Origin of the sequence: Nonomuraea jabiensis (assembly GCF_014204795.1) — a bacterium.
Classification (GTDB): Bacteria; Actinomycetota; Actinomycetes; order Streptosporangiales; family Streptosporangiaceae; genus Nonomuraea; species Nonomuraea jabiensis.
The window spans coordinates 2,935,114-2,953,238 of sequence record NZ_JACHMB010000001.1 but is presented as its reverse complement, the minus strand read 5'-3'; the positions used below and the strand labels follow the sequence as shown (position 1 = coordinate 2,953,238).

Here is an 18,125-nt window from a genome sequence, read left to right as displayed (position 1 = left end):
GGAGGGTGCATGGACGACGTACTCAGGCTGGACGCGGTCGGTCAGGCGCAGGCGGTCAGGGACGGGCAGGTGACGGCGCGGGAGCTGGCCGAGGCCGCCATCGCCCGCATCGAGGCCCACGACGGCGAGCTGAACGCGGTCATCCACCGCCGGTTCGAGCGGGCGCTGGCGGAGATCGACTCCATCCCCGAGGAGGCGCCCTTCCGGGGCGTGCCGATCCTGCTGAAGGATCTCGGGTGGCGCGAGGCGGGCGAGCCGTACAGCGGAGGCTCGAACGTACGCGACGGCGTCGAGCCCGGCGTGGACGGCTACGGCGTCGTGAGCCTGCGCGAGGCCGGCTTCGTCCTGCTCGGCAGGACGAACACCCCCGAGTTCGGCAGCACGATCACCACGGAGCCGGTGGCGTTCGGGCCCACGCGCAACCCGTACGACCCGGCCTACTCGGCGGGCGGCTCCAGCGGGGGCTCCGCGGCGGCGGTGGCGGCCGGGATGGTCGCGCTGGCCACCGCCAGCGACGGCGGCGGCTCGATCCGCATCCCCGCGTCCCTGTGCGGCCTGGTGGGGCTCAAGCCGACGCGTGGGCGCGTGAGCCTGGGCCCGGCCATGGGGGAGGGGTGGAGCGGGTTCTCGTGCCCGGGATTCGTCACCAGGAGCGTGCGGGACACGGCGGCGGCGCTCGACGTCGTGTCCGGCCTGCGGCCCGGCGACCCGTACGACGCCCCCGCGCTGCCGGGCCCGCTGGCCGACGAGGTCGGCAGGGAGCCGGGGCGGCTGCGGGTCGGGTTCGTCACGAGGCATCCCAACGGGTCCGTGCCCGAGGTGCCCGCGCTGACCGAGGCCGTGACCCGGGCCGCCGCGCTGCTGGAGTCGCTCGGTCACGACGTCGCGCCCGGCGGCCCCAGGGCGCTCGCCGAGCCGGGCTTCGCCCAGCACTTCGGCGCCATCGTGGCCAACAACCTCGCCGCGCACGTGGAGAGCCTGGGCGAGCTGCGCGGCGCGCTCGTGCGGCCGGAGGAGCTGGAGCCGCGCAACGCCGCCATGCTCGGCGCGGCGCGTACGCACAGCGCGGCCGACCACATCCTGGCCACCCAGTGGATCGACGGCTACCGCCGCCGCATGGCCGCCTGGTGGAGCGCGGGCCACGACCTGCTGCTGATGCCCTCGCTGGGCGTCGCGCCGTTCCCGCTGGGCTGGATCCCACCGCAGGACCTCAGCGTCGCGTTCGGCCGCACGGCGCACGCCGTGGCCTACACCTCGCCGATCAACGCGACCGGGCAGCCGGCCATCTCGCTGCCGCTGCACCGCACCGAGGCCGGCCTGCCGGTGGGCGTGCAGCTCGTGGCCGCGGCCGGGAGGGAGGACCTGCTCGTCCGGGTGGCCGCGCAGATCGAGCGGGCCAGGCCGTTCGAGCACGCGGCGCTGCGCTGACCCCCCGTCGGGAGCGGGCCAGGAACTCGTGGCGGTCCAGACGCGTTATGTCGTGAAAGCCGAGGGTAGGGGGTTCCTCATGATGGCGAAGGCAGCACGGGCAGCGGCGGCCTGGCGGACTTACCGCGAGGTGACCAAGCCGGGGTCGCCCGGCCTGATGACCAGGATCCGGGCGATCCCGCGGATGGTCGGCGCGGTCATGCGCGGACAGTACGCGGGCATGGGCAAGAGCAAGCTCGCCATGCTCGGGCTCGGCGTGGTCTACATCCTGTCACCCGTCGACGTGGTGCCCGACTTCCTGGTGTTGATCGGCGTGGTCGATGACTTCGGCGTGTTCCTGTGGCTCGCCGCCACGCTGCTCGGCGAGAGCGGCCGCTACGTCGAGCACGAGCGCAACGTCATCCAGGCCAGGCTGGTCGAGGAAGACGGCTAGATCTCCTCCATGCGCAGCCAGGCGCGCGAGGGCAGCGGGTGGCCGAAGAGGCGGGCGGCGTTGCCGTAGGCGACCCTGGCGATGTCGGCGGGCGGGAGCGTTCCGAGATTGCGGGCCACGGACTTCTGCGTGTCGGGCCAGGTCGAGTCGGAGTGCGGGTAGCCGCTCTCCTGCAGCACGTGGTCGAGCCCGACCGCGAGCCGCACGCCGGACAGCGCGTGGTCGTCGAGCGTGCCGAAGAAGAAGTTGCGGCGCAGCACCTCGCTCGGCTTGAGCCCGCCCTCCCACGACGCCTCGCCCGCGACCGGGTGGTCGAGGGCGTAGTCGGCGCGCTCGGCCAGCATGGGCAGCCAGCCCACGCCGCCCTCGACGATGAGGATGCGCAGCGCGGGGAAGCGCAGCGGCACGCCCGACCAGAGCCAGTCGGCGCAGGCGAACATCGCGCTGGTCGGCATCAGCGTGGTGATGGCCTCGATGGGCGTGTCGGGCGAGGGCACGGGAGACCACGACGAGTCGCCCGCGTGCAGGGCGACCACCGTGCCGGTCTCCTCGCAGGCGGCGAAGAACGGGTCCCAGTGCCCGGAGTGGATCGACGGCAGCCGCAGCCGGGTCGGGAACTCGGGGAAGACCACGGCCTTGAAGCCGCGGGCGGCGTTTGCGCGGATCTCCTTGGCGGCCACGTCGGGGTCGGGCAGCCACGGCAGTTGCAGGCCGATGATGCGCTCGGGGTAGGTGCCGGCCCAGACGTCGATGTGCCAGTCGTTCCACGCCTTGACCAGGGCCAGGCCGAGCTCCTGGTCGCGGGTCCTGGCGAACGGCATGCCGGACTGCCCGGCCAGCATGCCGGGGAAGCACAGCGCGGCCCAGATGCCCGCCACGTCCATGTCCTGGACGCGGGCCTCGATGTCGTGGCAGCCGGGGCGCATGTTCTCGAACCTGACGGGGTCGAGCGTGCGCTGCTCGCGGGGCAGGCCGGCGCCCACGTCGATGCCGGCGCACGGGTATGTCGCCCCGCCGTAGCGCCAGACCTGATGACCCGCCTCCGTCTCCACGACCTTGGGCGCGACATCGGCATATTTCTCCGGCAACCGCCCTTCGAACAAGTCGGGAGGCTCGATCAGGTGATCGTCGGCGGAGATGATCACGTAGTCGCGCCGCCTCGGGTCAGGGTCGGGGAGCAGCGGCGTAGTCACGCAGGTAACCGTACGACGGCGGGATAACGTCGAACAAGCTGCGACGTATCCGTTGGGTATCCGAGATCTTCGACCCGGGACCGCCGGGAGGGGGGTCGACGGGCGATCCCGGGCCAGGGATGGGCCGCTCACCTGGACGCAGCAGGTGCGACCCGGCCCTGCCACTACCCGTCGGAGCCCGGTTCAGTCAGCAGGTGGCCGCGTAAATCGGAAATGGTGGCCGGCGAAATGTTCAGCACCCGTGTGACATACGTCTCGATCGAGCCGTGCCGTGCCGCCAGGTCGCCGAGGAAGAAGCGCATGGCCTCCGCGGGCGCTTGGCCGAACCCCGCCCACATGCGCGCCTCGGGGTGCCTGGTGCGCCAGCTGCTGATGAACTGCTCGGTCGCCAGCCCGGTGAGCGCGTAGTCCGCCACGATGTCGTCCTCGCTCACGCCCACCAGAGACAGGACGAGCGCGGCGAGCACCCCGGTGCGGTCCTTGCCGGCCGCGCAGTGGATCACCACGGGCGCGTTGTCGGCCCGCGCGATCGTCTCCAGGGCGGTCCTGAGGTTGCCGACGCCGTCCTCGGTCACCTCCAGGTAGCGGTCGGCGAAGAACCTCGCGACCCCGCTCTCCTCCTTGTAGGCCGCGAGGTCCCAGCGGCGGCCCTCGATGGGCAGGTGGTGATAGTTCTGCCCCTCGGCGTCCGGGACGCGGCCCACTTTCTCGATCTCGGACGCGTGCCGCAGGTCGATGACCGTACGCACGCGCAGCTTCCGGAAGATCCTGAGATCGTCTCCGGCCAGCCAGCAGAGCGAGTCGGCCCGGTAGAGCCGCTGCCATCGGACCGTGCGCCCGTCATGGGCGGCATATCCACCTACGTCGCGGAAATTGAAGATGTTGGCGAACTCAATGTGGCGGATCACCCTCAACACCTTAATTGGCGGCGGGGACCGACTCCTTGGACGAATCGCCGGCCTTCCGCTCGGCCACCTCGCGGCGGATCAGCAGGACCCAGCCGGCCAGGGCGATGCCGATGAACAGCCACCACTGGACCCCGTAGGCCAGGTTGAGGCCGCCTCCCGCGCCCACGTCGGGCTCGGGCACCGGGGCCGGCGCCGTGGCGGGCGCGGGCGTCTGCTCGGTCAGCTCCACGTAGCCGCCCACCAGCCGGTACGGCAGCCCCTTGCCGATCTTGTCGGCGTTGATCAGCAGCACCTGCCCGGCCGGCAGCCCGGAGCGCTCCCGGATGCCGCTGGAGTCCTCGGTCTCGCTGAGCCGTAGCCGCCCGGTGACATTTACCTGTCCCGTGGGCGGAGCGGGCACCTCGGGCGTGGCGTCGGCGGTGGCGCCCGCCTTGACCCAGCCCCGGTTGACGATCACCGCCGTGCCGTTGCCGGTGACGAGGGGCGTCAGGACGTAGAAGCCGTTCTGCCCCTCCTGGGGGCGCCTGCGTACGAGGAGGGCGTGGGACGGGTCGTACGTGCCCGAGACCGTGACCTTCCTGAACCGGTCATCCTCGCGGACCTGCCGCCCCGGGGCCGCCAGTCGCTCCAGCGGCACCGGCGCGGCCTCGATGTTGGCCGTCACCCGCTCGCTGTTGGCCGAGCGCTCCTCGAAGCGCCCGAACTGCCACCGGCCGAGGAACACGAAGGCGGGGATGACCAGCAGCACCACCACGTGGAGCGCGAGCCATCGAGGCGTCAGCAGGAACCGGTACACGCTTCAAGGTTAGGCACCGCAGGGGGTGCCCCTTCACGCGCCTATGCTTCTGAGCTGGGCCCCCGACCCCGGCACCGGGGTCACCTCGCGCGGCCCGCTCACCTCGTGGCCGTCCGCGCACCGGAAGTGCTGCTCGATGGGGGCGCCGCAGTCGCGGTGGGTCAGCAGGACCGCCGGCCCGTCCTCGTCCGCCAGGTATTTGTCGCCCCAGTGCATGAGCGCGACCAGGAGGGGATAGAGGTCGCGGCCCTTGTCCGTGAGGCGGTATTCGTCGCGCTGCCGCTGCCCCGGCTCGCGGTAGGGCTCCTTGCGCAGCAGGCCCTCGTCGACCAGCCGGGCCAGCCGGGCGCTGAGCACCTGGCGGGGGGCGCCGGTGATCGCCTGCATGTCGGCGAACCTCCGCACGCCGCTGAACGCCTCGCGGAGCACGAGGAAGGTCCACTTCTCCCCGACGATGTCCAGGGTGCGCTCGATCGAGCAGTTGTTCACCCGGAAGGGAACGTTCATTGCTGCATTATATCTGAGTTCATTTGACAGACTCAGCATCGACGGGCAGGCTGAGTCTATGCAGGGAACCCAGATCCGCCCCGCACGCCCGGACGACGAGGAGCGGATCAGACGCTTCCTGACCGGGCTGTCGCTCCACACGCAGACGCTCCGCTTCTTCACCGGCATCTCCACGCCCGCCGCGGGGCTGGTGCGCACGCTGCTCGCGCTGGACGAGCGCCGCGACGCGCTCGTGGCGACCACCGAGGGGGGCGAGATCGTCGGCCACGCCATGAGCTTCAAGGGCGGCTGCGCCGACGTGGAGGTCGCCGTGGTCGTGGCCGACCGGTGGCAGGGCCTCGGGATCGGGCCCAGGCTGATCGACGTGCTGCTGCTCAGGGCCTCCGTACGCGGTGCGCGGACCGTCGGCATGGACGTGCTGGGGGAGAACCGGCGCGTCCTGAGACTCGTCCGCCGGCTCTGGCCGGACGCCGAGATGAAGGTCACTTCCGGAACGGTGGAGGTGACCGCTATGATCGATCCACTCGGCCTATTTGCGGAACAAGGTTCTGTTGGCACACCATTGACAGCGTGAAGAGTGCCAAGAACGGACGCGACGGCCGTACCCGCATCATCGAGGGCGCCCTCCGCCGCTTCAGTCAGGACGGGGTCTCGGCCACCACGCTGGCCAGCCTCCGCGAGGAGAGCGGCGTCAGCGTCGGCAGCTTCTACCACCACTTCGCCAGCAAAGAGCATGTCTTCGGCGTGCTGTACGCGGAGATCCTGACCGCCTACCAGGCGGCCTTCCTCGCCGAGCTGGTCAGCCACCAGGAGGCCCGCGACGGCATCGAGGCCGTCGTGGCCTTCCACATGCGCTGGGCCGGCGAGCACCCGGAGCGGGCCAGGCTGCTGGTCAGCGAGCGACCGCCGCGCAAGCACGAGCCGGGCGGCGCGGAGGTGGCCGAGGCCCGGCGCGGGTTCTTCCGCCAGGTCTCCGACTGGTGGCGGCCGCACATGAAGAACGGCCTGCTCCAGCCCGTCCACCCGACCATGTGCTACGTGCTGTGGCTGGGGCCGGCGCAGGAGATGTGCCGGCTGTGGTTCGCGGGCGCCCACACGCCCACGGAAGAGGAGATCAAGGGGCTGGGCGCCGCCGCCTGGCAGAGCCTGCGCCAGCAGTGACCACAAGGGGCCCGGCCAGCGCGGGGAGCGATGATCCGGGCACCGTCTGTGGTGTTATTGTCCATTTGTGACTCGACCTCGGGCGCTGGCACTGCCCGCTATGCCGGAGAGCGCGCTCGCCCGCTTGGGCGAGGTGGCCGACCTGGCCGAGGTTCCCGCGCGTCCCAGCCTCGGCTTCACCGACGAGCAGCTCGCCGACCTGGTCATCGAGACCGGCGCGACCGTGCTCATCACCGACGGCGACCAGGTTCGCACGTCGGTGCTCGCCCTGCCCCTCGACGTGGTGGCCGTCATGGGCCCGACCACCGGCGTGGACCTGGCGCTGGCCGCCGAGCGCGGGGTGACCGTCCTGCACGCCGCCGACCGCGACCCCGAGTCGGTCGCCGAGCTCACGCTCGCGCTGATGTTCGCCGTCAGCCGCAACATCGTGGCCGCCGACCGGGAGGTACGCCAGGGACGCGTCGGCAGGGTGCCGCCCGCCCAGCGCCACCGCGGCAGGCGGCTGACCGGCAGGACGCTCGGCATCGTGGGCCTGGGCCGGGTCGGCAGGGCCATGCGGTGGCGGTGCGAGGGCCTGGGCATGCGGGTGATCACCTGCGATCCGTTCGTCCCCGAGGCCACCCACACCCTGCCCGCCCTGCTGGCCGAGGCGGACGTGGTGTCGCTGCACGTGCCGCTCACCGGGGAGACGCGGGGTTTCTTCGGCTATCCCGAGTTCGGCGCGATGCGGCCGGGCTCGATCTACCTCAACACCTCGCGCGGCGCGCTGCACGACCTGACGGCGCTGGTCGACGCGCTGCGCCAGGGCAAGGTGGGCGGCGCGGGGCTCGACCACTTCGAGGGCGAGTGGCTCGATCCGGCCCACCCCCTGACGGGCCTGCCGAACGTGGTGCTGACGCCCCGCCTGGGCGAGGCCACGGGGGAGAGCCGGGAGGAGCTGGCCGGGGCGCTGGTGGAGGACATCGCCCGGTTGTTGCGCGGCGAGCGGCCCGCTCACGCCTGCGTGCCCGCCCTGCCGTTCGCCTGATCCGCCCTCGCCCCTGGGCCCTCAGGCGGGCTGTCGGAGGCGCGTGTGGACGTGCCAGCTCGCCCGGTCGAGCGAGATGTCGAGCCGCAGGTCGCCGCGGTGCCTGCGCAGGCCGGGCACTCGGACCCGGGCGTGCACGTCGAACCTGCCCCGATGCGGGTAGCCGAACCCCAACTCGCCCGGCAGCACGCGCAGGTCGTCGCGGTTGCCGCAGCGCGGGCACGTCCAGGACACCAGGTCCATGCCCCGGTTGTAGTCGGAGCAGGCGCGGAAGTATTCGTCAGGTCCGAACCGGGACTCGCAGGCCAAGCAAGGGATCAGCATGGGTCCGCTCCTCGGGACGACGTGGCGACCTCCCTAGAGATACCGCTCACCACTTGTCCGCCGCTTGCAGAACGCTTGGGTGCTTAAGTAACAGTATGAGCACAGCGAGCGACGATTGCGAGCCCCGCTGAGTCCTGTGCGAGTGCGACCATCGGCCCGGAGCGGCGAGCCTGGGGCGGAGAGCGGCAGCCTGCGTCACCAGCGGAGCCCCGTGCGAGTGCGGCTATCGGCCCGGAGCGGCGAGCCTGGGGCGGAGAGCGGCAGCCTGCGTCACCAGCGGAGCCCCGTGCGAGTGCGACCATCGGCCCGGAGCGGCGAGCCTGGGGCGGAGAGCGGCAGCCTGCGTCACCAGCGGAGCCCCGTGCGAGTGCGACCATCGGCCCGGAGCGGCGAGCCTGGGGCGGAGAGCGGCAGCCTGCGTCACCAGCGGAGCCCCGTGCGAGTGCGACCATCGGCGCAGTATCAGGACATGCGTGAGAGTGCGTAGTGAAAGGATGGACTTGTGGAACGACTGCGCCATCACCTCCTGGAGACCGACTACACGATCGACGGCGTACGCGAGCGGCTGGGCAGCATGGCAGCCTCGGCCCTGGCCAGGGAGGAGCTGGTGCCGGCCCTGCGCGCCACCGCCGACCTCGATCCGCTGGCGGCGTCGATCAGGCTGTGGTGGCTCGGCGTTCCCGTCCCCGCCGCCTCCCTCGCCCCGGAGGTCCTCGGCTCGGGGCTGGTCAGGGCCGACGGCGACCAGGTGAGCGCCACCGTCCACCTGCAGCCCTGGGAGACCGGCGGCTACCTCGTCTCCGACCGCAAGGTGCGCCCCGGCGACCCGGCGCTGCGTCCCGATCACGTGGTCGGGGCCGGCGGCGCCTCGGCCAACCTGGCCCAGCTCGCCACCCGCCGCCCGGTGGGGCGCGCGCTCGACCTCGGCACCGGCTGCGGCGTGCAGGTGCTGCACCTGGCCGGGCGGGCCGAGCACATCGTGGCCACCGACGTGAACCCGCGGGCCGTCGAGCTGGCCAGGCTGAGCTGGGAGCTGTCCGGCATCTCCGGCGTGGAGGCACGTACGGGGTCGATGTACGAGCCGGTCGAGGACGACCTGTTCGACCTGATCGTGAGCAACCCCCCGTTCGTCATCGGCCCCGGGGCCGGCCTGACCTACCGCGAGGCCGGCGGCGACGGCTTCTGCCGCGACCTCGTACGCCGCACCCCCGGCCACCTCAACCCCGACGGCCAGGCCCACTTCCTGGCCAACTGGCTGCACGTGGAGGGCGAGGACTGGCACGACCGCGTGGGCGGCTGGCTGCGCGAGACCGGCTGCGACGCCTGGGTGGTCCAGCGCGACGTGCAGGACCCGGCCGAGTACGTCGAGCTCTGGCTCAGGGACGCCGCCGAGCAGGGCACGAAGGCGTACGCCGAGCACTACGACCGCTGGCTGGCCTGGTTCGACGAGCGGAAGGTCGAGGGCATCGGGTTCGGCTGGATCACCATGCGCAACTCCGGCACGCTCGACCCGGTCGTCCGCGTCGAGCACCTGGACCACGCGGTCTCGCTCCCGGTCGGCGACTACGTCGACTCCGTGCTCGACGCCATCGCCACCGCGCACCGCGTCAAGGACCTCGACACGGCGCTCCTGCGCACCGCGGACGGCCTGCTCGACGAGCGCATCGGCCTGCCGGGCGCGGAGGACCCCATCCGCATCGTGCTGCGCCAGACGCAGGGCCTGCGCCGCAGCAGGGAGGTCGGCACGGTGGAGGCCGCGCTGGCCGGGGTCTGCGACGGCGAGCTGGCGCTCGGCCCCCTGCTCAACGTGATCGCCGAGCTGGTCGGCGACGGCGAGATTCCCGACTCCGACGCGGTCAGGCCGCTGATCGCTGAGGGTTATTTCCTGCTTTAATCGCTCGTTAATTGGACGTTGAGCGCTCGGGTGGAGGCTCATGGCCATGACACGGACCCCGGGGGGTTCGAGGGACGTGTCAGGTCCGGCCGGTCGTCTACGGTGAGGCGGCTGGCCACGGCGCGGAGCATCCGGATAACCGGGCCCCCTAGCGACGCGTGGTGGCGACAGATGACCGGCCGGGCTGCATCACGACACCTTCCTGACGGCCTGATCGACAAGAAACCTGCCTGGTCAAGATCGTAGCGGCAGTCCATTCGGCAGGTTTCTCATCGAAAGGACAGCCTTGATCAACCATGTGTGGATGACACGTCTGGACGACGAGCTGTACTCAGGACTCGACGACGGCCCCTTCGGCGGGGATGGCCTCGATCAGGGCCTTGAGGTCCCCGGCCTCGGGGGCGCCGAGCCGGGAGAAGATCTCGAACGCCTGCCGTAGGCAGTCCAGGCTCCTGGTCGTGCTGCCCAGACCGCGCAGCGCCTTGCCGAGCACCGTGAGCGACAGCGCCTCGCCGTACGGGTGGCCGATCTCGCGGGAGACCACCAGCGCCTGCTCCGCGTGGCGCACGGCCTCGGGGTGGCGGCCGGCGGCGATGAACGTCTCGGCCAGCCTGGAGCAGACCCGCTGCTCCCAGACGCGCTGCTTGCTGGCCCGGAAGAAGGCCAGGCACTCGGCGTGGTGGTGGACGGCCTCGGTGAGGCGGCCGACCCGGGAGAGCACGATGCCGAGGTGGTAGCGGGCGCGGGCGGTCCCGGCGCCGCTGCCGATCTCGGTGAACAGGGCCAGGCCCTTCTCCGCCGCCGCGATCGCGTCCGCGGGGCGGCCGAGCCCCAGGTGGTCGCGGGCCGAGTAGCTGAGCACCAGCGCCTCGCCGGCCGGCACGTCGTTGGCGCGGTAGAAGCGCATGGCCGCGTCGAACAGCTCCAGCGCCTCGACGTGGCGGCGCTGCCGGCCGACGACGACGGCCAGGGCGTTCAGCACCTCGCCGGTGACGATCTTCTCGCCGCGGGCCGTGGACAGCTCGTGGACGACCCGGAAGTGCTCCTCGGCCGCCTTCAGCTGGTTGTCGGCGAACAGCACCCGGCCGAGCACGTACCGGCTGCGCAGCTCGCTGCCCTGGTCGCCGATCCGCTGCGCGGCGCTCAGCACGGCGCGCGTGCCCTGGGCGAACTCGCGCGTGTGCGTGCCCGCCTCCAGCAGCGGCTCCATCGCCACCAGCAGGTCGCCGGCGGGCAGCAGCTGCTCGGCGGCGACGGCCGACGCGGCGGCCTGGTTGATGGCCGCGAACAGCGAGTCGCCCTCGGCGATCAGCCAGGCCACGGCCTCGTCCACGCTGGTGAACGACAGCCCCTCGCTGATCGACACGATGTTGGCCGGGATCATGCTGCCCTCGTAGGCCAGGCTGTGCGCGGACTGGGCCGAGGCCAGGTAGAAGCCGAGCAGCCGGTGCAGCGCCTGCGCCTTGGCCTCGGGCCGCTCGGTCTTGTCGAGCTGGCGCCGGGCGAACAGCTTGAGCAGGTCGTGGAAGCGGTAGCGGCCGGGCGCGGGCGCCTCGAGCAGGCTCGCGTCCACCAGCGACTCCAGTACGGACTCCGCCTCGAACTGGCTCACCGCCAGCACGGCGGCCGCCGCCCCCGTGGAGATGTCGGGCCCCTTGGACAGCGAGAGCAGGCGGAAGGCTCGCGCCTGGGCCGGCGCGAGCTGCCCGTAGCCGAGCGCGAACGTGGCCTCGACGGCCAGGTTGCCCACGCGCAGCTCGTCGAGGCGGCGCTGCTCGTCGGCCAGTCTGGGCACGAGCGAGGCGACCGTCCAGGAGGGCCGCGCGGCCAGCCTGGCGGCCACGATGCGCACCGCCAGCGGCAGGAACCCGCAGGCGGCCACCACGTCCATGGCCGCGCCGTGCTCGGCCGACACGCGCTCGGCCCCGGCCACCGACGCGAACAGCGACAGCGCCTCGCCCGGCTCCATCACGTCGAGGTCGATGAGTCGCGCGGAGGGCAGGTCGGCCAGCTTGCCGCGGCTCGTCACGATGGCCGCGCACCCGGGCGAGCCCGGCAGCAGCTGGCTGACCTGCTCGGCGTCGCGGGCGTTGTCAAGCAGCACGAGGATGCGGCGGTCGGCGAGGATCGAGCGGTAGAGCGCGGCGCGTTCGGGCAGCCCGTCCGGGACGATGTCCGGCGGGATGCCGAGCGCCCGCAGGAACCCGCCGAGCGCCGACTCGGGCATGGTCGCCTCGTCGGTGTAGCCGCGCAGGTCGGCGTAGAGCTGGCCGTCGGGGAACAGGTCCTCGGCCAGGTGCGCCACGTGTACGGCCAGCGCGGTCTTGCCCACGCCGCCGATGCCGGAGACCGCCACCACGGGCACGCCCTCGGCCGACGACTGCGCCGACGACTGGGCCGACAGCAGCGTGCGGAGGCGTACGGCGACCTCCTTGCGGCCGGTGAAGTCGTTGACGGCGGCGGGGAGCTGCGCGGGGCGCGGCAACTGCGGGGCCTGGCGCTGCTCCGGCTCCTCCGCCGGCTCCTCGGCGGGCACCTCGGCGGCGGCCAGCGTGGGGTCGGCGGCCAGGATGCGCTGGTGCAGCGCGGCCAGCTCGGGGCCCGGCTCGATGCCGAGCTCCTCGATGAGGGCCTCGCGCGTCTCGGTGAACACGTTGAGGGCGTCGCCCTGCCGCCCGCACCGGTAGTAGGCCAGCATGAGCTGGGCGCGCAGCTTCTCGCGCAGCGGGTGGTCGGCGGTCAGCGCGATCAGCTCGGAGACGACCTTCGCGTGGTTGCCCAGCTCCAGGTCCACGTCCATGAGCGTCTCGACGACGCTGATGCGGCGCTCGACCAGCCGGTCGCGCTGGTGCTCGGAGTAGGGGCCGACGGTCCCGGCCAGCGGCTCGCCCTCGAAGAGCGACAGCGCCTCGCGCAGCCCCTCGGCGGCCTCGCGCAGCCGGCCGCCCTTGCGCGCGCTCTCGGAGTCCTGGACGCCGCGTTCGAAGCGGACGAGGTCGAGCGAGCCGTCGGGCAGCCGCAGCGCGTAGCCCCTGCCGATGGAGGTCAGCAGCTCCGGGCGGGAACGGGCGGGCCGGTCCGGCTCCAGCACCGTACGCAGCCGCGAGACGTAGGTGCGCAGGGCGCCCAGGGCCCGCGGGGGCGCGTCCTCGCCCCAGACCGCGTCGATCATCTCGTTGGGGGTGACCGCATGGCCCTCGCGCAGCAGCAGCATGCCCAGGATGGAACGCTGCAGAGGGGTGCCCAGATCGAGCTCCTGGCCGTCACGCCAGGCGCGGACAGGACCGAGCACGGCGAACCTCAGCCCGCCCTCGACGCTCTGACCAGCCATGCCGAATGTCTCCCAGCCAATGGATCGTTTTGTTACCAAATGATAGATCCAACGTCCTTTGTCACCTAGACTCCGGACTGATCGTTAAATGTGCCGTTAATCCGCCTTTGATCCGGTGTTGAGCGCGCCCCTGGATGCTGATGGTCGGCCAGGCATGACTCACACCGCGGGGGCGTGTCATGTAGAGCACTCGTAGGCAGGAAAAAATACGGCCCCGCCCGAACTTTCTTGGGGCGGGGCCGTGGTGGACAGGTTCTCAGGCTGCCTCGACCAGTCCGAGCCGCAGGGCGAGCCGCTCGCGTACGAGCGGCCATTCGGAGCTCAGGATCGAGTAGAACGCGGTATCTCGGACCGTGTTGTCGGCGCCTCGGCTATCCGCTCGCCGCACCCCGTCGAAGTGTGCGCCGAGGGCCTCGATGGCGGCCCGGGACTTGGTGTTACGTACATCTGCCTTGAGGGTGATGCGGTGGACGTTCCATGTCTCGAAGGCGTGCGAGAGCATCAGGAACTTGCTCTCACGGTTGACACCCGTGCCCTGGGCACTGGCGGCCAGCCAGGTGTAACCGATGTCCGCCACGGACGGGATCTCGCCCACCGCACCGCGTGTACCCGGTGGCCAGGGCATGGGGCCCTGCCAGTACTCCAGGTGCATGAGACGGGTGGCACCGACCACGCGGTCGGTGTTCAGCCACCGGATGGCGAAGGGCAAGGAGCGGCCCTCCGCCTGCTCAGCCATGGCGGCCTCCACATAGGAGACCATCTCGTCCCGGCTTTCCGGGACGCGAGTGAAGGCGTAAGTGCAACGGTCTTCACTCGCCGCGGCGACGAGATCATCGATCACCGCGAGGCTGAGAGGTTCCAGGCGCACGGAGCGCCCGGACAAGGTGACAAGAGCGGGCATGTGCACATGATGGGGGGAACCGGGGGTGCACGTAACCATGCAGTTAGGAAGATCTTTTGCAGCTTTCTGCAGACGGGGTGTTGCTGCAGGTCAGCGGCCCCTTTTGGGGGATGGTAAACCCGCCCTTGGGGAAAGATTCGCCTAACTGTGACATGGTGTCGGGACGTACGCGGGGCGCCGTTCACGCACCGTTCCGTGCCGCACCGAGGTCAGCTCGTTCAGACCCCTCGAAAGGAAGTCCAGATTGTCGGCGATCCAGGGGACTTGCAGGGGGTTCGGGCTGTTCAGGGCGGTGAGTCGCTCTTCGGCGGTGTCGCCGTAGAGGAGGCTCACCGCGACCCGCACCCTGGCCGCCGCCGGGTCGTCGCCGAAGGCGTGTCCGGGCAGGACGCCGATGCCGTGTTCCTCCAGCAGGATCTTGGTGATCTCGGCGGAGCCGCCGAGCCCGAGGTGGCTCAGGTCGGGATAGAGGTAGAAGCCGCCCTGCGGGGCGGGCACGTCGGCCCCGATCGCGGTGAACCTCTCGTGCACGGCCCTGGCGACCGTGCCGTGCAGCCGCCGTGCGAGGTCGATGCGGGCCAGCAGCTCCTGCGGCTCGTCGAAGGCGTACGCCGCCGCCTCCTGCACCGGGGCCGCGGGCGCCGACCAGATCTCGCTGGCCACCGCGAGCAGGCTCCTGTGCAGCGCGTGGCTGCCCGCGGGCAGCCTGGCCACGCCGATCCGCCAGCCGCCCAGCGCCAGGCTCTTGCTCAGCCCGGTGGTGATGATCGTGCGCTCGGGGGCGAGGTCGGCAGGGGAGGTGAACGGCTGGGCGGGGTCGTGCACGACGTCGCGGTAGATCTCGTCCGAGATGATCATCAGATCGAGCTCGCGGGCGATCTCCACCAGGCGCGCGATGGTCTCCGGACCGGCCAGGCGGCCCGTCGGGTTGTCGGGCAGCGTCACCAGCAGCGAGTTGACCCTCCTGCCCTGGGCCCTGGCCCGGCGCACCGCGCCGGCCACGAGGTCGGGGTCGGGCACTCCGCCCCCTCCTGGCGGTGCGGGCACCAGGATCGGGCGGGAGCCGACCAGCTCCGCCTGCGCGGCGTAGCTGACCCAGCTGGGCATGGGCAGGACGATGTCTCCGCCGATCGCCAGGAGCAGGCCGTACAGCAGGGACTTGCTGCCCGGTCCGCAGACGACGAGTTCGGGGTCGGTGGGGAGCCCGCGTCGTGTCCAGTAGCCCGCCGCCGCGGTCCTGAGCTCGGACGCCCCCGCGACCGGCCCGTAGCCGTTGCGTTCGGCCGCGCCGGCCAGCCTGTCTCGCAGCGCCGGGTGGACGGGCAGCCCCGCCTCGCCGAAGGCCAGGTGGAGGACTCGTTCCCCGGCGCGCCGTCTTCGGTCGATGTCTTCGTTTGCCGCCAATGTGGCGGACAACGTCACCGTCATGGTTGTCACGTTCCCAGGGTGGTTGGATGAAGGCATCGGTACAAGCGAGGCTTTTCGTGGGTAGGCATAAGGAAGACTGATGCTTGAATTGCGGCGTTTGGTGCTGATCTGCGAGTTCGCACGTCGCGGAAGTATCGCGGCGACGGCGGCTTCGCTGGGATACAGTCCTTCGGCCGTGTCGCAGCAACTCGTCGCGCTCGAACGTGAGACCGGCACGGCCCTCATCGACAGGACCGCGCGCAGCGCCGAGCTGACCGACGCGGGGCGGCGGCTGGTGGCGCACGCGGAGCGCATCCTGTCCATGGTCGAGGAGGCGGAGTCGGACCTGTCCGCCCACGCGGGGACACCCGCGGGGCGGGTCGTGGTCACCGCCTTCCCGACGGCCGCGGTGGCCTTCGCCCCCGCGCTCGCCCGCTCGCTGCGCCGCCACACCGGGCTGGCGCTCCGGCTGGGGCAGAGCAGGTCGGGCCGGGGCATGCGCGAGGTGCAGTCGGGGGAGGTGGACATCGCGCTCGTGGACGACTGGTACGGGCGGGTGCGCGACAACGAGAGCCTGCGGGTCTTCCCGCTGCTGCGCGACCCGCTGGTGCTGGTGGTGCCGCGCAAGCACCGTCTGGCCGACCCGGACGTGCCGGTGGACCTGCGGGAGCTGCGCGACGAGCCGTGGATGGCGACGCCCGACGGGGAGCCGTCCCGGCTGGCGGTGGACCGGCTCCTGGTGGACGTGGGCGGCACCAGGCCCACGCCGTGGGAGTTCGAGGGGCTGGGAACGATCCTGTCGCTGGTGGCGAAGGGCATCGGCATCGCCGCCGTGCCCGCGCTCGCGCTGGCGGCAGGGGTGCGGGGGCTGGCGGTGCGCCAGTTCCCGGGAAACCCGGTGGTGCGCGACGTGCACGCGGTCGCCAGGAACTCGAGCGTCAACCGGCCGTCGGTGTCGGTGACGCTGCGCGCGATCCACGTGGCCGCCCGCTACCTCGCCGCCGACCTGGATCCGGTACGCCCGGCGGACCGCCATCCGTCCGACGATCCGCTGGAAGAATGACGAGGCGGCCCAATGAACGGCTCGGGAGGCGATAGCGTCTGCCGTTATGGCGCCGACGTACGACATCGAGCACCTCCTGCTCTCCCAGCCGAGCATCCGCACGGTCGCGGGCGTCGACGAGGTGGGCCGCGGCGCCTGGGCGGGGCCGGTCACGGTCTGCGCCGTCGTCACCGACCTGTCCGAGCCGCCGTCCGGCCTCACGGACTCCAAGCAGCTCTCGGCGGCCAGACGCACCCCGCTCGCCGAGGAGCTGGCCGCCTGGGCGGCCGGCATCGGCTTCGGCGAGGCCACCCACACGGAGATCGACGAGCTGGGCATGACCGAGGCCCTGCGCAGGGCCGCCCGGCGGGCGCTGGAGGCGCTGCCGGTGCGCCCGGACGCGGTGATCCTCGACGGCAAGCACGACTACATCGGCCCGCCCTGGCCGGTACGCCTGGAGGTCAAGGGCGACGCGGCCAGCATCTCGGTCGCGGCGGCGTCCGTCCTGGCCAAGGTCCGGCGCGACGCGTACATGGGGACGATCGGCTGCGAGGAGTACGGCTTCGCCGACAACGCCGGCTACCCCTCGCCCCTCCACCAGGAGACGCTGGCCCGGCTCGGCCCCACGCCCCACCACCGGCTCTCCTGGTCCTACCTGGACGACCTCCCTCGATGGCGGCACCTCAAGCACCACCGGGACCCGCTCGTGGGAGAGGGCCAGGCCAGCCTCTTCGGCTGAACGGGGGGCATCGGGCATCATCGGGTGAATGCGAATCGGCGTCTTCGTCCTCGCGGCGCAGTTCCCCGGTCAGGAGGCCGGGCAGGTGCTGGCCGATGCCGTCGAAGTGATCGTGGCCGCCGAGGAGGCGGGGTTCGACGACGCGTGGGTCGCCGAGCATCACTTCATGTCCTACGGCGTGTGCCCCTCCGCGACCACCCTGGCGGCGGTCGCGCTCGGCAGGACCTCGCGGATCGGGCTCGGCACGGCCGTCAGCGTGCTGTCCACGCAGCATCCCGTGGCGCTGGCCGAGCAGGCGGCCATGCTGCACCACCTGTCCGGCGGGCGGTTCACGCTGGGGGTCGGCAGGGGCGGGCCGTGGGTGGACCTGGAGGTGTTCGGGACTGGTGCCGGGCGGTTCGAGCGGGGGTTCGGGGAGTCGCTCGACCTCCTGCTCGACGGGCTCTCCGGCGGTCCCGTCGCAGGTGACGGGGAGTTCTTCCGGTTCAGGGAGGTCCGGGTGGTGCCGGGCGCGAGGATGCGGCCGGTGGTCGCGTGCACCTCGGAGGCGACCGTGGGGGTGGCGGCGGAGCGGGGGCTGCCGATGCTGCTCGGGATGCACATCGGGGACGCCGAGAAGGCCGCCCTGGTCAAGGACTACGTCGACCGCGGCGGGAGCGCGACCGATCACGTGGCGGCGGGGGTGGCCTACGTGGCCGACTCCACGGCGGAGGCGGTCCGGGAGATCAAGGAGTCGCTGCCCCGGTGGCTGGGGCCGGGGCTGGCGGGATACGTGCCGGTGGACGATCGTCCCCGACCTACGCGAAATATCCCGGCATATGTGGATTTGTTGGCACGGATTCATCCGGTCGGGTCGGCCGAGCACTGTGCCGCGACGATCCGGCGTACCGCCGAGAACACCGGGATCGAGCGGTTCATCCTGCTGGTCGAGGGGCTGGGCGAGCACCGGCGCACGGTGGAGAACGTGCGCCGGTTCGGGGCGGAGGTGCTGCCGCTGCTGCGGGCCCGGTGACCCGGGCAATGCTGGCTCACTG

At 71.9% G+C, this 18,125-nt stretch carries 17 protein-coding genes; 9 read left to right on the top strand and 8 right to left on the bottom strand.

The annotated features are described in order from the left end of the window. The first annotated feature begins 9 nt into the window (after positions 1–9). A complete protein-coding gene (locus HD596_RS12895) occupies positions 10–1,428 on the top strand; it encodes an amidase (RefSeq protein ID WP_185069484.1) in 1,419 nt (472 codons plus the stop codon). A gap of 79 nt (positions 1,429–1,507) precedes the next feature. Continuing rightward, positions 1,508–1,861, top strand: coding sequence for a YkvA family protein (locus HD596_RS12890; RefSeq protein ID WP_246554403.1), 354 nt, complete (start codon positions 1,508–1,510; stop codon positions 1,859–1,861). On the opposite strand, the gene HD596_RS12885 is transcribed toward HD596_RS12890, so the two are convergent. The 4 genes from HD596_RS12885 to HD596_RS12870 all read right to left on the bottom strand — a co-directional run bounded on the left by HD596_RS12885 (position 1,858) and on the right by HD596_RS12870 (position 5,265). Further along, the gene (locus tag HD596_RS12885) at positions 1,858–3,054 is read right to left on the bottom strand and encodes an amidohydrolase family protein (protein ID WP_185069483.1); all 1,197 of its coding nucleotides are present in this window, start codon (positions 3,052–3,054) and stop codon (positions 1,858–1,860) included. The genes HD596_RS12890 and HD596_RS12885 overlap by 4 nt on opposite strands. A gap of 164 nt (positions 3,055–3,218) precedes the next feature. Next, the gene (locus tag HD596_RS12880) at positions 3,219–3,962 is read right to left on the bottom strand and encodes a tyrosine-protein phosphatase (protein WP_185069482.1); all 744 of its coding nucleotides are present in this window, start codon (positions 3,960–3,962) and stop codon (positions 3,219–3,221) included. 10 nt (positions 3,963–3,972) lie between these two features. Next, positions 3,973–4,758 (bottom strand): SURF1 family cytochrome oxidase biogenesis protein, encoded by a 786-nt coding sequence (locus HD596_RS12875; protein ID WP_185069481.1) that lies wholly within the window; start codon positions 4,756–4,758, stop codon positions 3,973–3,975. A gap of 33 nt (positions 4,759–4,791) precedes the next feature. After that, positions 4,792–5,265: a winged helix-turn-helix transcriptional regulator gene (locus tag HD596_RS12870; RefSeq protein ID WP_185069480.1), complete on the bottom strand. Its 474-nt coding sequence runs from the start codon at positions 5,263–5,265 to the stop codon at positions 4,792–4,794. A gap of 58 nt (positions 5,266–5,323) precedes the next feature. Between HD596_RS12870 and HD596_RS12865 the strand changes: the two genes are divergently transcribed. The 3 genes from HD596_RS12865 to HD596_RS12855 all read left to right on the top strand — a co-directional run bounded on the left by HD596_RS12865 (position 5,324) and on the right by HD596_RS12855 (position 7,453). Next, positions 5,324–5,839 (top strand): GNAT family N-acetyltransferase, encoded by a 516-nt coding sequence (locus HD596_RS12865; RefSeq protein ID WP_185069479.1) that lies wholly within the window; start codon positions 5,324–5,326, stop codon positions 5,837–5,839. Further along, the gene (locus HD596_RS12860) at positions 5,836–6,426 is read left to right on the top strand and encodes a TetR/AcrR family transcriptional regulator (protein ID WP_185069478.1); all 591 of its coding nucleotides are present in this window, start codon (positions 5,836–5,838) and stop codon (positions 6,424–6,426) included. Before HD596_RS12865 ends, HD596_RS12860 begins: the two co-directional genes overlap by 4 nt. Positions 6,427–6,493: 67 nt before the next feature. Further along, complete coding sequence (locus HD596_RS12855; protein WP_185069477.1) at positions 6,494–7,453, top strand: 2-hydroxyacid dehydrogenase; 960 nt, start codon at positions 6,494–6,496, stop codon at positions 7,451–7,453. A 21-nt stretch (positions 7,454–7,474) separates the two neighbouring features. On the opposite strand, the gene HD596_RS12850 is transcribed toward HD596_RS12855, so the two are convergent. Further along, positions 7,475–7,777, bottom strand: a complete 303-nt coding sequence (locus HD596_RS12850) for a hypothetical protein (RefSeq protein WP_185069476.1) — start codon at positions 7,775–7,777, stop codon at positions 7,475–7,477. A gap of 502 nt (positions 7,778–8,279) precedes the next feature. On the opposite strand from HD596_RS12850, the gene HD596_RS12845 reads away from it, so the two are divergent. Beyond that, positions 8,280–9,671 (top strand): DUF7059 domain-containing protein, encoded by a 1,392-nt coding sequence (locus HD596_RS12845; RefSeq protein WP_185069475.1) that lies wholly within the window; start codon positions 8,280–8,282, stop codon positions 9,669–9,671. 331 nt (positions 9,672–10,002) lie between these two features. Here the strand turns inward: HD596_RS12845 and HD596_RS12840 are convergent, their stop codons facing one another. From HD596_RS12840 to HD596_RS12830, 3 genes are all read right to left on the bottom strand, one after another. Then, positions 10,003–13,002, bottom strand: a complete 3,000-nt coding sequence (locus HD596_RS12840; RefSeq protein ID WP_185069474.1) for an AfsR/SARP family transcriptional regulator — start codon at positions 13,000–13,002, stop codon at positions 10,003–10,005. 256 nt (positions 13,003–13,258) lie between these two features. After that, complete coding sequence (locus HD596_RS12835; protein ID WP_185069473.1) at positions 13,259–13,903, bottom strand: GNAT family N-acetyltransferase; 645 nt, start codon at positions 13,901–13,903, stop codon at positions 13,259–13,261. 141 nt (positions 13,904–14,044) lie between these two features. Continuing rightward, positions 14,045–15,331, bottom strand: coding sequence for a pyridoxal phosphate-dependent aminotransferase (locus tag HD596_RS12830; protein ID WP_185078444.1), 1,287 nt, complete (start codon positions 15,329–15,331; stop codon positions 14,045–14,047). Between the two features lie 79 nt (positions 15,332–15,410). Between HD596_RS12830 and HD596_RS12825 the strand changes: the two genes are divergently transcribed. Genes HD596_RS12825 through HD596_RS12815 form a run of 3 tightly spaced genes read left to right on the top strand, consistent with a single transcriptional unit; the run spans position 15,411 to position 18,103 of the window. Beyond that, complete coding sequence (locus tag HD596_RS12825; protein ID WP_185069472.1) at positions 15,411–16,373, top strand: LysR family transcriptional regulator; 963 nt, start codon at positions 15,411–15,413, stop codon at positions 16,371–16,373. A gap of 46 nt (positions 16,374–16,419) precedes the next feature. Further along, positions 16,420–17,091 carry a ribonuclease HII gene (rnhB, locus tag HD596_RS12820; RefSeq protein WP_185069471.1) on the top strand — a complete coding sequence of 224 codons (672 nt, stop codon included), beginning with the start codon at positions 16,420–16,422 and terminating at the stop codon, positions 17,089–17,091. Between the two features lie 28 nt (positions 17,092–17,119). Further along, positions 17,120–18,103 (top strand): LLM class flavin-dependent oxidoreductase, encoded by a 984-nt coding sequence (locus tag HD596_RS12815; protein ID WP_185069470.1) that lies wholly within the window; start codon positions 17,120–17,122, stop codon positions 18,101–18,103. Positions 18,104–18,125 lie beyond the last annotated feature (22 nt).